We start from the raw sequence: 15,527 nt of genomic DNA on the forward strand, positions 1-15,527 counted from the left end.
GGGCCTTGCCGACACCAAGATCGACGCGACCAGGCGCCAGCGAGGCGAGAAGATTGAAGCTCTCGGCCACCTTGTAGGCGCTATAATGCTGCAGCATCACCCCGCCCGAGCCGATGCGGATCTTCGATGTCCGCGCCAAGAGATAGGCGATCAAGGTTTCCGGCGCAGAGCTCGCCAGATTGGACATGTTGTGGTGCTCGGCGACCCAGAACCTGTTATAGCCGAGTTCTTCGGCGCGGATCGCGAGGCGCACGCTCGCCTGCAAGGCGTCGGCGGCAGTTTTTCCCTGTTCAATCGGGCTCTTGTCGAGAAGGCTCAGAAGATAAGACATATGGTTTCATCCAGATCAGCTCCGCGGTTGCGTCGCATAATCTATAAAAACCATAGACAATATGAATTATAAGAAAGAGTGTTCTCTTTAAGCGTGTAGTTCAGGAAAATTCGTTGCGTGCGGACAGGTCAGGACATGCCTCCCGAAACCTGTCCGCACGCCATATTACCAGTTCGTGACCGAGCCGTCGCGGCGTTTCAGATGCGGCGCTTCCCAATATTCGAAACTCTGCCTGGCAATCAGTTCCTCGTTGACCTCAATGCCGAGGCCGGGAGCGTCCGAGACCGGATAAAACGCACCTTCAAGCCGTGGCTGGACCGGGAAGAACTCGGAATTGTCGAAACCGAGATGGGTTTCGGCCGGGCTTGCGCGGGTTTCCAGCCAGGAGAAATTGGCGACCGCCGCAGAAAAGTGGATGGTCGCGGCGGTGCAGACCGGCCCCAGCGGATTATGCGGCATCATGTCGACATAATGCGTCTCGCTCCAGCCTGCGACCTTCATCGATTCCGTCAGGCCGCCGACATTGCAGACGTCGAGCCGGTTGAACTGATGGATGTCGCGCTCGATAAAGGGCAGGAACTGCCACTTGGAGGAGAATTCCTCGCCGATGGCGAAGGGAATATCCGTCATCCGCCTGAGCGCCTCATAGGCGCCCGGTGTCTCGTCCCGGATCGGTTCTTCGAGGAAATCGAGCGTGCCCTTCGGCATCTTCTGGCAGAAGCTCGCGGCCTCAGCCACGGTCAGGCGATGGTGGTAGTCGATGCCGAGAACGACGTCTTCGCCGAGCGTCTCGCGGGCCTTCACGCACCATCTGGCGGTATTTGCGATATGCTCGCGCGGCTCATAGATATCCTTGTTCTCGTGGCCAGAGGGCGATAGGCGCATGGCCGTCCAGCCGTGCTCCACGAGCATCTGCGCCTGCTCGATCATCGCCGGTCCCGGCTCGGCGAAGGTCGTCGCAAAGGTCGGGATGCGGTCACGCTGCTTGCCGCCGAGCAATTCATAGACCGGCACGCCGAGCGCCTTGCCCTTGATGTCATGCAGCGCGATGTCGATGGCGGAGATCGCCGCCTGCAGCACGCGGCCGCCTTCGAAATACTGGCTGCGATACATTTCCTGCCAGAGCGCGCCGATCTTGAACGGATCGCGGCCACGCAGGAATTCCGCATAATGCTCGAGAGCGCCGACCACGGCCTTCTCGCGGCCGGAGAGACCGCTCTCGCCCCAGCCAAAAATTCCCTCGTCCGTCTCGATCTTCACCAGAAGCTGGTTGCGGATGCCGACCTTGACGGCATAGGTCTTGATCGCTGCAATCTTCATCTCTTCCTCCTCCTACCAATGCCACAGCGTACCGTCTTCCAGACGGTTTACCGGCAGGTAGGCGCGCTGATACGGATATTTCTCGGCGAGCTTCTCATCGATATCAACGCCGTGGCCGATTGCCTCACCCGGATGCAGGTAGCCATCATCAAGGCTCCAGGCACTCGGGAAGACTTCGAGGATTTCGGGCAGGTAGCCGGAATATTCCTGGATGCCGAAGTTCGGAACCCAGAGATCGAGATGCAGGTTGGCGCCAAGGCAGATCGGCGACATGTCCATCGCGCCGTGGCAGGCGGTGCGGACATTGTAGACGCTGGCGTAATCCATGATGCGGCGGAGCGCCGTGATGCCGCCGGCATGCACCGTCGTGGTGCGGATATAGTCGATCAGCTGCTCTTCGATCAGCAGGCGCGCATCCCAGATCGTGTTGAACACCTCACCGACGGCAAGCGGTGTCGTGGTGTGCTTGCGGATCAGGCGGAAACCTTCCTGATGTTCTGCCGCGACCGTATCTTCGAGCCAGAAGAGACGGGCAAATTCCAGATCCTTGCCGAGGCGAGCCGCCTCGATCGGTGTCAGGCGATGATGGGTGTCGTGCAGCAGTTCGATATCGGGACCATGAGCCTCGCGAACGGCTTCGAAGAGTTTGGGGATGTGGCGCAGATATTTCGAGGTCGACCAGACCTCTTCATGCGGCACAGCATCATCGTCTGCATTGTTGGTGACGGATTTCTTGCCCGTACCATAAACGTCAGGCAGGCCGGGAATGCCGACCTGTACGCGGATCGCCTTGTAGCCCTGCTCGATACGCTTGCCGACAGCCTCGACGGCTTCGGCAATATCGGTGCCCTGGGCATGCGTGTAGCATAGCACCTTCTCGCGGCTCGCGCCGCCAAGCAGCTGGTAGAGCGGCATATTGGCGGCCTTGGCCTTGATATCCCAAAGGGCCGTATCGATGCCTGCGATTGCCGCCATCGTCACTGGGCCGCGGCGCCAGTAGGCCCCCTTGTAGAAATATTGCCAGATATCCTCGATTCGCGAGGGATCACGGCCGATCAAAAGCGGCGCCAGATGATCCTGCAGATAGGCGACGACGGCCTTTTCGCGGCCGTTCAGCGTGGCGTCGCCGACGCCAGTCAAACCCTCATCGGTGAAGATCTTGACGGTGACGAAGTTGCGACCCGGCGAGCAGACAATGATTTTGACGTCGGTAATTTTCATGACTTATCCGTTGGCTGAAACTGTGCGTGTGGGGTCGTAGCGGAACCGGTTGTGAATGCGCCGGTCGCGCGGGTCGGGATGGGGAATGGCGGAGAGAAGCGCGCGTGTGTAGTCATGCGCCGGATTGTTAACGACCTGATCGGTCTCGCCGGCCTCGACAATCTTGCCGCGATACATGACCGCCACGCGGTCACACATGTAGCGGATGACCGACATGTCGTGCGAGATRAAGACATAGGAGAGGCCAAGCTCGTCCTGCAGCTTCATCATAAGGTCCAGCATCTGCGAGCGCAGGGAAACGTCGAGCGCCGAGGTCGCCTCGTCGGCGATGATCAKGCGAGGCTTGACGGCAATCGCCCGGGCAATGCCGATACGCTGGCGCTGACCACCGGAAAAGGCGTGCGGATAGCGCTCTCGCCAGGCAGGTTCGAGGCCGACCTGCTGCATGAGTTCGGCAACCCGGTCATCGAGCGGCCTGCCCTTCATGCCGGCCAGCTTCAGCGGCTCGGCGATAATCTGGCCGACGGTCTTGCGGGGGCTGAGCGAGCCAACAGGATCCTGGAAGATCATGCGGATATCGCGCCGCACATCCTTGAGGGTCGCCTTGTCGGTGGTACGCAGTTCCACGGTGCTGCCGTCCTTGCGGCGGTAATCCATGGCGCCCGATTGCGGATCGTAGATGCGCAGCATGCAACGGCCCATCGTCGTCTTGCCGGAACCGGATTCGCCGACGATCCCAAGCGTTTCGCCCGGACGGACGATCAGAGACACATCATCGACAGCTTTCAGACCGGAGGGGAACGTCAGCGAAAGGTTTTTCACCTCCAGCAACGGCGGCGCTTCGGCCGGGATCGGCGGCCGTGACAGGCGCACTTCCGCCTTACGCTCCAGCTTGACGACCGAGCCGATCAGCCGACGGGTATAATCGTCCTGCGGGGCGTGGAAGATCTGCTCGACCGGCCCCTTCTCCATCACCTTGCCGCGATACATCACGAGCACTTCGTCGGCGATCTCGGCGACGACGCCCATGTCATGGGTGATGAAGAGCACGGCCATGCCGTGGCTCTGCTGCAGCTTGCGGATCAGGTCGAGGATTTCGGCCTGCGTCGTCACGTCGAGTGCCGTCGTCGGCTCGTCTGCGATTAGCACGGAGGGATTGCAGGCAAGCGCCATGGCGATCATGACACGCTGGCGCATGCCGCCTGAGAATTCGAACGTGTAGCGGTCGATCGCCGTTTCCGGCCGCGGGATTTCCACCTGCCGCAACAGTTCCAGCACGCGTTCACGCTGCTGGGCGCCGCGGATGCCGAAATGGATGCGCAAAGCCTCGCCGATCTGCGTGCCGATGCGGTGGACCGGAGAGAGCGAACTCATCGGCTCCTGGAAGATCATAGCGATCTCCTTGCCGCGCACGTTGCGGATTTCCCTGCCGCGCGGCTCGAGCTTGGCAAGATCGGTCGAGGTGCCATCCGCCCGCGTCAGGACGATCGAGCCGCCCTCGATCCGGCCGGGTCGATCGACGATCTGCAGGATGGAACGCGCCGTTACCGACTTGCCGGAGCCGGATTCGCCAACGACGCAAAGTGTCTTGCCGCGCTTCAGCTCGAAGGAAACACCGTCGACAGCCTTGAAGATGCCTGTGCGGGTCGGGAAGTAGGTCTTGAGGTCGTCGACCTTGAGGATCGTGTCTTCAATCATGGTCATGAAACGGACTCGTAGGGATCTGCGGCATCGCGAAGACCGTCGCCGAGGAAGTTGAGGGAAAGCACCGAGATAACGATGGCCGCGGCCGGCGTGAACAGCAGCCATGGGGCCTGTGCCACAGCGCGGATGTTCTGCGCCTCCTGCAATAGCACGCCCCAGGAAATAATCGGCGGCTGCAGGCCGATGCCGAGGAAGGAGAGCGCCGTTTCTGCAAGGATCATCGAGGGGATCGCCAATGTCAGCGTCGCGATGATGTGGCTCATGAAGGACGGAACGAGGTGATTGAAGATGATGCCGATTTCGCTCATGCCGTCGAGACGGGCGGCTATGACAAAATCCTCGTTTCGCAGCGACAGGAACTTGCCACGCACTTCACGTGCAAGGCTCGTCCAGCCGATCAGCGAGACAATGAGGGTGATGACGAAATAGGTGCGAAGCGGCGGCCAACCGACGGGAATGGCGGCGGCAAGGCCCATCCACAGCGGAATGGTCGGGATGGAGCGCAGCAGTTCAATCATGCGCTGGATGCCAAGGTCGACCCAGCCGCCGAAGAAACCCGAAATGCCGCCGATTGTGACGCCCAGCACGAGGCTCATGAAGACGCCGACAAGACCGATCGACAGCGAGATCTTGGCGCCATGCACAACACGCGAGAAGATATCGCGGCCGAGACGATCGGCGCCGAAGATATAAAGACTGTCGCCCGGCATCGGGTTCGTCAGGCCGAAGAGCTTGGTCTGCATCGGAATGAAGCCGAGCAAGTAGTAAGGTTGCGGCGCCTTGACAAAAAGGCCGACATCAACGGGCTTTGCCGGATCGGCCGTGAACTCGCGCCGCATGGATTCGGTGTTCAAGGTCATCTTGAGCTGGCTGACGTGCGGGCGGAAGGAGCCGTCGACCAGCAGCGAGATGCCCTGCGGCGGTGCATAGGTGAAGCGCGCATTCGTGGCATTCGGATCGAGMGGCGCTATAAAATCCGCAAAGGCCGCAACCAGATACATGAAGACGATGACGACAAGGCTCGCCAAGGCAATCTTGTGCTTCTTGAACTTCAGCCAGAAAAGCCGCCACTGGCCGGCAACGGCGATATCCTTGCCGTGCAGGTCGATCGATGGGCCGGCATCCGGCGGGAGATGGGTAATATCTGTCATTGGAACCGTATCCGCGGGTCGGTGATGGCGAGCAGGATGTCGGAAATCAGCGTGCCGATGATCGTCAGCACCGAAATCAAGAGGATGAGCGAGCCGGCGAGATACATGTCCTGAGCCAGCAGGGCGCGCAGCAGTAGCGGTCCTGTGGTCGGCAGGCTCATGACGACGGAGACGATAATCTCGCCCGAAATGACCGCCGGCAGGATCCAGCCAAGCGTCGAGATCAGCGGGTTGAGCGCCAGGCGCACCGGATAGCGGATCAAGAGCTCGAATTCGGACATGCCCTTGGCGCGCGCCGTCGTCACATAGGGCTTCGACAATTCGTCGAGCAGGTTGGCGCGCATGATGCGCACCAGTGCCGCGAGCGAGCCGAGGCCGATGATGATGACCGGCAGCCAGACATGCTGGGCGAAATCGATGAGCCGGCCGAAGCTCCAGGGCGCATCGACATAGGCGGGCGAGAACAGGCCGCCCACGCTTTGGCCGAAATAGGCCGACATTAAATACATGGCCGAAAGCGCCATGAGGAAATCGGGCACGGCGAGAAAGAAGAAGGCAAGGAAGGTCGCCGAATAATCGGAGATCGAATATTGGCGAACCGCAGAGAGTATGCCGATCGGGATCGCCACCGCCCAGACGAAGCAGAGCGTCAGGAAGGAAAGCAGCAGCGAAAAGCCGAGGCGACCCCAGATGAGCTCCGTGACCGGCTTGCCGAGCTCGAAGGAGATGCCGAAATCGCCATGCAGCAGGATGCCGGCAATCCATTTGTAATACTGGAAATACATCGGCTGATCGAGACCGTAGCGCTCGCGCATGGCGGCAACGGTTCCCTCTTCCACGGCGCCACCCTGGCTTGCCCAGTCGGCCATGAGGGTCGTCAGGTAGTCCCCCGGCGGCAACTGGATAATGATGAAGGCGATGATGGAGACGGCAAATAGTGTCGGGATCGCGAACACAAGCCGCTTGGCAATATAACGGAGCATGATTTCAGACCGTTCGATAGGATCGAAGGGGTGGCCGGCGGAGGCATGATACCCCCACCGGCTCTGGGAGGAGCCTTAATTGGCCTTGTCGAAATACCACTGGGTCAGCGTCGGAGCCGGGTGCCAGAGGTTGCCGGTGATCGGGATACCGTTGACGACATTCTTCAGGTTCTTCGACACCATCATGTATTTCGGCATGGGGCGCGAGATACCGATGTTGAGGAAGTTGTCGGCCGAGAGATTCAGGAATTCCTTCATCTTGTTGCGACGATCATCATCGGTGACGGCGGCATTGACCTTGTCATAGGCAGCCATCAGCGCCTTGATCTGCTCCGGCGGCTCTTCGCCCGTCGCATGGTTGGAATACCACTCGCTCCAGCGCATCGCGAAGAAGATATCAGCCTTCTGGAAAGGCATGTAGCAGCGCGGATCGGTATAGACTTCCGAGAGACCGCCGACGCAGTTCCAGATATAGGCGTCCTGCTCGTTGGCAGACCACATCGTGTTCAGGCGGGCACGGTCGGTGGTGCGCAGCTGAATATCGATGCCGACTTCCTTGGCATATTTCTGCACCATCTGCATGACGTCGGGGTAGGAAAGACCGAAGACGTCGGCGACCATGAAGTTGATGGTGAAGCGCTTGCCGCTCTCATCGAGGCGGAAACCTTCTGCATCCTTCTTCGGCATGATCTTGTCGAGCATCTCGTTCGAGAGCTTCGGATCGAACTCGGTGTATTGGCTCGCCTCGCGCTCGTTGAAGAGCTCGTGCTCCGGCTGCGTTGCGACCTGTGCCGGCGCGCCCTGGCCGACATAGACGAGATCGATGATCTCCTGACGGTTGATGGCGTGGCTGAGCGCGATGCGGAAGTCCTTGTTCTGGAAGAGCTTGCGCTTCACATCATCGGTCGAGTTGAGGTTCAAGAGGATGACGGCATCATTGGCCGGCAGATCCTTGACATCGACGAAACGATAATTGCCGGTTTCCTGACCGTCGAACAGCACCGACTTGAAGGTCGAGTTGTTGATATGGCGGAAGGAGAAGTCGAACTCGCCTGACGTCATCTTCAGCGCCATCAACTGCGGATCGTCGAGCTTGGCCCAGGTGATGCCATCGATATAGGGAAGCTGGTTACCGTCAGGATCGACCTTCCAGTAATAGGGATTGCGAGTCGCAACGACACGGTCGCTATCGGCATAGGGAACCGTCAGAACCCAGGGGTTCATGGTCGGCAATTCGAGGTTTTGCCAGAAAGGCGGCTGGAACGTCAACGAAACCTTCGAATTGAAGAGCGCCACCCAATCACCGGCGGCCGGATTGGCCTTCAGGAGCGCCGGGATGCCGTCCTTGTTATATTTCTCGTGGAACTGCTGCAGGTAATGCTTCGGGTAGATGACCGGCAGATGGCCCTGACCATAGGCGAGCTGCTGCAGGAAGAGGCCGTAAGGCGAATCGAATTTGAACTCGACCGTCAGGTCGTCGATCTTGCGCACTTTCACCGGCTTGCCGGCGACGGTGAATGTCGGGTTCTTGGCCGGCGAGAGCGCGTTGTTCATGAACACGTCTTCGTACCAGAACATGATGTCGTCAGCGGTAAACGGCTGGCCGTCGCTCCACTTCAGGCCCTTGCGCAGCTTGAAAGTGTAGGTGGTTGCGTCTTCAGACGCGGTGAATTCTTCCGCCAGCGACGGGACGACCTTCTGCCAGGCCGGATCCCAGCGAACCAGCAGCTCGTTGGCGATGGTGCGGGTCAGATTGTACTGGTCGCCGTTGGCAAGGATCGTGGTGCGCAGCGTACCACCATATTTGCCGACGCCATCGACCATGGTCTCGACGTAGGGATGTTCCGGAAGACGATCGGCGACGGCTGGCAGCTTGCCGCCCTTGACCTGCTCGTCGAGCATTGGCGCCTGTTTGAAATCGACCGCCCAAGCCGGGACCATCGATCCCAGGATGGCAGCACCTAACAGCCCCGTCGACACGACGAGGCCACGCAGCGTTTGCTGGTAACCCATATTTTCTCCTCCTGATAGCCGGCCCTCACCGCCGGTTTCCGTCCCTTGTTCACGACATCCGTTGCGGCCTCGTGTTGAACGATACCTTTCAGATCGTACATTCTTTGTCAATCTGAGTGTATGAATTTATTTATTTTGCTCTTGGCAAACACGGGGAAAGTGCATTAAAAGCAAACTCATGAGCACGATAACGAGCATGAGACAGCCGGCATCCGAGGGTGACGACCTGGTCGATGACAGCGGCGCTTCAATCTACGAGCGGTTGCGCGACGACATCATCCACGGCCGCCTGAAGGCCAACGAGCGCCTAAAGGTCGCCGAGCTGGCAAGCCGCATGGGAACCTCCACCAATCCGGTCCGCGAGGCGCTGCAGCAGCTGCGCGGCGAAGGCTTCGTMATCATGGAGCAGAACCGCGGGGCCCGGGTTCGCCCGATCGACGAGGAGTTCGTCCGCGACATCTGCGAGATCGAGGTTTTGATCGAGCCCGCCCTGACCCGCTGGTTCGTTGGCATCGCCACCACGGGCGACATTGACGATCTCGAGCGCGTGCAGGCGGAGATCGAGGCGCTGAACTACGCTGACGAGGAAAAACACTCTGATCTCGACCTGCAGTTCCACCGGCTGATGTACGACCGGCATTACAATCGGCATGCCGTCGATCTTTGGATTCGACATCGCCAAATCCTGGGTGCAATCGGTCGTGGCTTTCCCACATCACTGAGCCGTCAGGCCAATGTGATCGGGGAACACCGGCAGTTGATTGCCTGCATCAAGGTGCAGGACGCCGAAGGCGCAGCGCGCGTCATCGGCCAGCATGTCGAGGGCTCCGGCCGGAGTATCATCGAGCGGCTACGGCTGAGGAAACGGCAGGCCTGATACCGTATGCCACCGGAAAATGTAGCGCGGTTTGGGGAAACGACACACAGAGGAGTTCGTTTGTGACATCTGTGAATCGAGGCCCTGATCGAGCCTGCCCTGACGTGCTGGTTCGTCGATATCGTCACCAAGGCGGGCGTCGAGGAGCTGGCCCGTTCGCAGTTGGAAATGCGATTCCACCGCCTGATGTCTGACAAGCACCATACTGCCATGCCGTCGATCTCTGGATACGCCATCGCCAGATCCTGTGGGCAATCAGCCGACGCTTTCCGACGTCTCTCAGCCGGCAATCGAACGTGCTCGAAGAACATCGCGAGCTGATCGCCTGCATCAAGGCGCAGACTGCGGAGGGCGCGGCCCAGGCCATCGCCAAACAAGTCGGCGGGTCCGGCCATCATATCATCGAGCGCATGCGCGTCTCCCGCCACGCCAAGCCGCATCTGGCTAATACAAAGGCTGATTTACGGGGCGTGTAGTGTGCGGCTGACGATCTTGCCGCACATCGCATAAATCACCTGAAGCGCGCTTGACAAAGCCGGAGTGCCTGTATTTTATTCACGCTCGCGGATTAGGCAGAGAGCATCTCCGCACTCTTACTTGACTTCGATAGTCGCTGGGCAGTTTCGCCCCATGATGGCCCCATAGCGGATGGGACGCCTTCATGGGGTTTTTGGGTTTTTGGCTTACAGATGAATGATGCGTTGAAAATCGGCATTCTTTACTCCACCACCGGCCCTTACGGCTCGATGGGCCGCGACGCACGTGACGGCGCGGAATTCGCGATCGCCGAATTTGCGGCAACAAGCGGCCGGCCGGTCGAACCGGTCTTCTTCGACCCGCAGGCCGATCTTGCCGCCTATCTCGAAGGCGCGCGCCATCTGCTGCGTGCCGGCTGCCGCCATATTGTCGGCACCATTACCTCGGCCGCCCGCAAGGAGGTCATTCCGCTTATCGAAAAACATGACGGGCTTCTCTGGTACATGTGCCCTTACGAGGGGTTCGAGGCGAACGAAAACGTCATCTATGTCGGCGGCTGCCCGAACCAGCATCTGCTGCCGCTCTTCGAACATTTGATCCCACGTTACGGCAACCGGCCCTATCTTGTCGGCGCCAACTATGTCTGGGGCTGGGAGATGAACCGGCTCGCCCGCGAACTCACCACCAATGCCGGCGGCGAGGTTCTGGGCGAGCGTTACCTGCCGCTCGAGGAAACCGCGGTCGAGCGCATCGTCGCAGATATCGAGCAGCGCTGCCCGAGCTTCATCCTCAACAATCTTATCGGCCCGTCGAGCTATGCCTTCCACGAGGCGATCCGCCGGCTTGCCGATCGCGACCCCGCCTTCCGGCCCGAGAATTGCCCTGTCGTCAGCTGCGACCTGATGGAATGTGAGCTGGACGATATTGCGCCGGGTGCGGCCATCGGCCAGCTCTGCGCCGCCTCCTATTTCGACAGTGTCGCTACTTCCGAAAATGGCGATTTCAAGCAGCGGATCATTGCCCATTACGGCGAGCCTCGCCGCATCTCCAGCGTCTTTGCCAGTGCCTATACTGCCGTGCGTCTTTGTGTCGATGCGATCGTGGCTGCCGGCGGCGACGAGCCGGCGGCCGTGCGCCAGGAACTGTACGACAGAAGTTGGGCAACACCCTTCGGCGCGCTTTCCATCAACCGCGAGACGAACCACGCCGCGCTGCCCTTCCATCTCGGCCGCATCAATATCCACAACGGTTTCGATGTGATCGCCTCCCGTCCGCCGCTTGCCGCCGATCCCTATCTGACCGGCCGCAACAAATCGGCTTCGCCGAAACTGCGGGTAGTGTCATGAAGGAAACGCCCAATTTCACCGGCTGGCATGCCGTCGTCCTTCACCGCGAGGACGGCAACACCGAAAGGCTGATCCGCCAGCTCCGTCTGCTCGGCCTGTCCGCAACCCTGCAATGGGCGCCGCTTTCGGCCGCAAGCGTGCCAGATATGGTTATCGTCGATGCCGATCAGGGCTTTGACGATCTCCTGCCGTGGGCTGGCGCGATGCCGACATGCCCGGTCGTTGCTCTGCTCGGCTCGGAAGCACCCGGTCGCATAGCCTGGGCACTCGGCCAGGGCGCCGGTGCAATCATCGCCAAGCCGATCGCCGCCTCCGCCGTCTATCCAGCCCTCGTCATGGCCGTCTCAATTCATCAGGAGCGCAAGAATGTTGCGGAGCGGCTCCAATATCTCGAAGAGCGCGTACGCATGCGCCCGCTCGTCCATGCCGCTGTCGAAAAGCTGATGCAGGCGCATGGGGTCGATGAGGAACGCGCCTATTCGATCCTGCGCAACTGCGCCATGCGCCGCCGCCTGCCGACGGAACAGATCGCCGCCTTCATTCTCGGCGGCATAGAACCCCTGCCGGAGGCCGGTTGATGCGTGTGATCAAAGCCATGCTGCGCCACCCGACTGCTCTCTTCGGCCTTATCGTCGTCCTCATCGTGATCGCGTTTGCGATTGCCGCACCCTGGATCGCTCCCTTCAATCCCGATGAGCAGATGTTCGACGGCCTGTCGCTGGAAGGCGCTCCGCTGGCGCCCGGCGGTCCATATCTGCTCGGCACGGATACGCTCGGCCGCGACCTCTTCTCCCGCATGCTCTTTGGCGCCCGCACTTCTCTCGTTATCGGCCTTGTCGCCAACGGCATCGCTGTGGCGATCGGCCTGTTCATCGGCATTCTTGCCGGCTACATGCGCGGCATCGTCGGCAATATCCTGATGCGTTTCACCGACCTGATGATGGCTTTCCCGGCCTTGCTGCTGGCAATCGTGCTCGCTGCGCTGCTGCGGCCGAGCCTCTGGATCGTCGCCATGGTGATTGCCCTCGTCAACTGGGTGCAGGTCGCCCGCATCGTCTATACGGAGACGCGCGGCCTGGTGGAGCGTGATTTCATCATGGCCGAGCGCTCGCTTGGTGCCGGCCACGTGCGTATCCTCTTCCTGCATATCCTGCCGCATCTGGTACCGACGGCGATCGTCTGGGGAACACTCGGCATCGCAACGACGGTACTGCTCGAAGCGACGCTTTCCTTCCTCGGTATCGGCGTGCAGCCGCCGCAGCCCTCCTGGGGCAACATCATCTTCGAAAGCCAGAGCTACTTCCAGGCTGCCCCCTGGCTGGTCTTCTTCCCCGGCGCCGTCATCCTGCTGACCGCCCTCTCCTTCAATCTCGTCGGGGATGCACTGCGCGACATTCTCGATCCCACCCAGCGCGGGAGAGGCTGATGTTCTTCCTCATCCTTCGCCGGCTGGTGCAGGCCGCCCTCATTCTTCTCGGCGTTKCCGCCATCACCTTCGTTCTGCTTTATGCGTTGCCGGCCGACCCGGCGCGCATGATTGCCGGTCGAAGCGCCACGACGCAGACGGTCGCCAGTATCCGCCACGAACTCGGCCTCGACCAGCCGCTGCTCATCCAGTTCAGCACCTATCTGAGTAATCTGCTGCACGGCAATCTCGGTCGATCCTATGCACAGAAGACCGAGGTCTGGACGCTGATCGCCGCCCGCCTGCCGGCAACACTCGTCCTCATGCTGGCCGGCATCCTGGTGGAGGTGGTGCTCGGGCTGACACTCGGTACGATCGCTGCCGTGCGCCGCGGCGGATTTGTMGATCGACTTGTCATGACCGCTTCCTTCGTCGGTGTTTCCGCGCCGCAATTCGTCGTCGCCCTGCTGCTGCTTTATGTGTTTGCGGTAACGCTTGGCTGGCTGCCAATGAGTGGCTACGGCACCTTTGCCCATGTCGTGCTGCCGGCTTCCACCCTCGGCGTCCTCGGGGCCGGCTGGTATGCACGCATGGTTCGATCGGCGATGATAGACGTTCTCAATCAGGATTATGTTCGCACGGCCCGCGCCAAGGGGCTTTCCTCGCGCCGCGTCATCTTTCGCCATGCCCTGCCGAACGCCATCCTGCCGATCATCGCCATGATCGGTATCGATATCGGCCAGTTCATGGGCGGCGTGGTCGTCGTCGAGGCGGTCTATGGTTGGCCGGGCATCGGCCAGCTCGCCTGGCAGGCCATCCAGCAGGTCGACATACCGATTATTATGGGCGTCACGCTGACATCAGCACTCGCCATCGTCATCGGCAATCTGCTCGCCGATCTGGTGACACCGCTCATTGATCCACGCATCCGCACACGTTGACAGCAACCAAAGAAGGGGAACCCAAATGTTCAAACGCTGGCTTCGACACACAACCACGGCAACGATGGTGGCGATCGCTCCCTTCGCCGCAAAGGCGCAGGAAACACCAAAACAGGGCGGCGATATCGTCGTGACCTACAAGGACGACATTACCACGCTTGACCCCGCCATCGGTTACGACTGGGTCAACTGGTCGATGATCAAGAGCCTCTATTCCCGACTGATGGATTACGAGCCGGGCACGCCAAACCTCGTTCCGTCACTCGCCGAGAGCTTTAGCGTTTCGCCTGATGGCCTCACCTATACGTTCAAGCTACGCAAGGGCGTGAAATTCACAAATGGTCGCGAAATCGTCGCCGCCGACGTCAAATACTCTATCGAGCGCGCGGTCAACCCCAAGACGCAGGGTCCGGGTGCAGGCTTCTTCGGAGCGATCCAGGGCTTTGACGACGAGACGGGCGGTAAGACCGAGACGCTCTCTGGCATCGAAACGCCTGACAAAGACACCGTCGTCTTCCATCTTTCGCGCCCCGACGCGACCTTCCTGCATGTGCTGGCCATCAACTTTGCCTCAGTCGTGCCGAAGGAGGCAGTCGAAGGCGCTGGCGGCGACTTCGGCAAGAAACCGGTCGGTTCCGGCACCTTCATCCTGAAGGACTGGACGATCGGCCAGCAGCTCGTTTTTGAGCGCAACAAGGACTATTTCGTCAAGGACATGCCGCATATCGACAGCTTCAAGGTTGAAGTCGGACAGGAGCMGTTGGTGGCACTACTGCGCCTGCAGAAGGGCGAAGTGGATATCGCCGGTGACGGCATTCCGCCGGCCAAGTTCCTCGAAATCAAGAACTCCGCCGACGGCCCGCAGATGATCGTCGACGGCGAGCAGCTTCACACCGGCTACGTCACGCTGAACACCAAGGTGAAGCCTTTCGACAATGTGAAGGTGCGCCAGGCCGTTAACATGGCCATTAACAAGGAGCGCGTCACCCGCATCCTGAACGGTCGCGCCACGCCTGCCAACCAGCCGTTGCCACCGCTGATGCCTGGCTATGACAAGTCTTTCCCCGGCTATACCTATGATGTCGCCAAGGCCAAGGCGCTGCTTGCCGAAGCCGGCCTCCCGGATGGCTTCGAAACAGTGCTCTACTCGACCAACACCGATCCGCAACCGCGTATCGCCCAGGCCATCCAGCAGGATCTCGCAGCTATCGGCGTCAAGGCTGAGGTCCGCGCCCTCGCGCAGGCAAACGTGATCGCCGCAGGCGGTACGGAGGGCGAAGCGCCGATGATCTGGTCTGGTGGCATGGCCTGGATTGCCGACTTCCCGGATCCGTCCAACTTCTACGGCCCGATCCTCGGTTGCGCGGGTGCTGTTCAGGGCGGCTGGAACTGGTCCTGGTACTGCAATGCCGATCTCGACAAGCGCGCGGTTGCAGCCGACTCGATGTCCGATCCGTCCAAGTCCGCCGAGCGCACTGCCGCCTGGGGCAAGATCTTCACCGACATCATGGCCGATGCGCCGTGGGTCCCCGTCATCAACGAGCGCCGTGTCGTTGCCAAGTCGCTGCGCATGGGCGGTGCCGACAACATCTACATCGACCCGACCCGAGTCATCAACTACGACGCGATCTACGTGAAGCAATAGACCCCGAATAAACAATGCCTTCCCGGTTCGGCCGGGAAGGCTCTATAAAATCGAGGGAGACACCTTATGTGCATTGCCTGCAGCCATACCATTCACCGCGCCCAGCATAATTT

Annotated in this window: 14 protein-coding genes; 7 read left to right on the plus strand and 7 right to left on the minus strand. The window is 60.4% G+C overall.

Annotated features, from left to right (window positions below; translation table 11 throughout):
• The 7 genes from AC1DNW_RS34985 to AC1DNW_RS35015 form a co-directional block, all read right to left on the minus strand.
• A partial coding sequence (locus AC1DNW_RS34985; protein WP_477855715.1) for an MsnO8 family LLM class oxidoreductase occupies positions 1–331 on the minus strand: 331 nt, incomplete at its 3' end.
• A gap of 165 nt (positions 332–496) precedes the next feature.
• Positions 497–1,651, minus strand: a complete 1,155-nt coding sequence (locus tag AC1DNW_RS34990; protein WP_477855716.1) for a mandelate racemase/muconate lactonizing enzyme family protein — start codon at positions 1,649–1,651, stop codon at positions 497–499.
• Between the two features lie 12 nt (positions 1,652–1,663).
• On the minus strand, positions 1,664–2,872 hold the full coding sequence (manD, locus tag AC1DNW_RS34995; RefSeq protein WP_477855717.1) for a D-mannonate dehydratase ManD: 1,209 nt from the start codon (positions 2,870–2,872) through the stop codon (positions 1,664–1,666).
• Positions 2,873–2,875: 3 nt separating this feature from the next.
• Entirely contained in the window at positions 2,876–4,576 is a 1,701-nt protein-coding gene (locus AC1DNW_RS35000) for an ABC transporter ATP-binding protein (protein ID WP_477855718.1), read from the minus strand.
• Positions 4,573–5,727 carry an ABC transporter permease gene (locus AC1DNW_RS35005; RefSeq protein WP_113296629.1) on the minus strand — a complete coding sequence of 385 codons (1,155 nt, stop codon included), beginning with the start codon at positions 5,725–5,727 and terminating at the stop codon, positions 4,573–4,575. The genes AC1DNW_RS35000 and AC1DNW_RS35005 overlap by 4 nt, the downstream gene beginning before the upstream one ends.
• The gene (locus AC1DNW_RS35010) at positions 5,724–6,710 is read right to left on the minus strand and encodes an ABC transporter permease (protein ID WP_477855719.1); all 987 of its coding nucleotides are present in this window, start codon (positions 6,708–6,710) and stop codon (positions 5,724–5,726) included. Before AC1DNW_RS35010 ends, AC1DNW_RS35005 begins: the two co-directional genes overlap by 4 nt.
• Before the next feature lie 75 nt (positions 6,711–6,785).
• Positions 6,786–8,723: an ABC transporter substrate-binding protein gene (locus AC1DNW_RS35015; protein ID WP_113507121.1), complete on the minus strand. Its 1,938-nt coding sequence runs from the start codon at positions 8,721–8,723 to the stop codon at positions 6,786–6,788.
• Between the two features lie 178 nt (positions 8,724–8,901).
• Between AC1DNW_RS35015 and AC1DNW_RS35020 the strand changes: the two genes are divergently transcribed.
• The 7 genes from AC1DNW_RS35020 (at position 8,902) to AC1DNW_RS35050 (ending at position 15,414) form a co-directional block, all read left to right on the plus strand.
• The gene (locus AC1DNW_RS35020) at positions 8,902–9,600 is read left to right on the plus strand and encodes a GntR family transcriptional regulator (RefSeq protein WP_113296632.1); all 699 of its coding nucleotides are present in this window, start codon (positions 8,902–8,904) and stop codon (positions 9,598–9,600) included.
• 296 nt (positions 9,601–9,896) lie between these two features.
• Positions 9,897–10,076, plus strand: a complete 180-nt coding sequence (locus tag AC1DNW_RS35025) for a hypothetical protein (RefSeq protein ID WP_477855720.1) — start codon at positions 9,897–9,899, stop codon at positions 10,074–10,076.
• 213 nt (positions 10,077–10,289) lie between these two features.
• Positions 10,290–11,423: a transporter substrate-binding protein gene (locus tag AC1DNW_RS35030; protein WP_477855721.1), complete on the plus strand. Its 1,134-nt coding sequence runs from the start codon at positions 10,290–10,292 to the stop codon at positions 11,421–11,423.
• Positions 11,420–12,001: an ANTAR domain-containing protein gene (locus tag AC1DNW_RS35035; protein WP_113307476.1), complete on the plus strand. Its 582-nt coding sequence runs from the start codon at positions 11,420–11,422 to the stop codon at positions 11,999–12,001. Before AC1DNW_RS35030 ends, AC1DNW_RS35035 begins: the two co-directional genes overlap by 4 nt.
• Entirely contained in the window at positions 12,001–12,849 is an 849-nt protein-coding gene (locus tag AC1DNW_RS35040) for an ABC transporter permease (protein WP_477855722.1), read from the plus strand. Before AC1DNW_RS35035 ends, AC1DNW_RS35040 begins: the two co-directional genes overlap by 1 nt.
• Positions 12,849–13,769 carry an ABC transporter permease gene (locus tag AC1DNW_RS35045; RefSeq protein WP_477855723.1) on the plus strand — a complete coding sequence of 307 codons (921 nt, stop codon included), beginning with the start codon at positions 12,849–12,851 and terminating at the stop codon, positions 13,767–13,769. The genes AC1DNW_RS35040 and AC1DNW_RS35045 overlap by 1 nt, the downstream gene beginning before the upstream one ends.
• Before the next feature lie 25 nt (positions 13,770–13,794).
• A complete protein-coding gene (locus tag AC1DNW_RS35050; protein ID WP_477855724.1) occupies positions 13,795–15,414 on the plus strand; it encodes an ABC transporter substrate-binding protein in 1,620 nt (539 codons plus the stop codon).
• Positions 15,415–15,527 lie beyond the last annotated feature (113 nt).

The organism is Rhizobium sp. 05L429, from assembly GCF_056397645.1.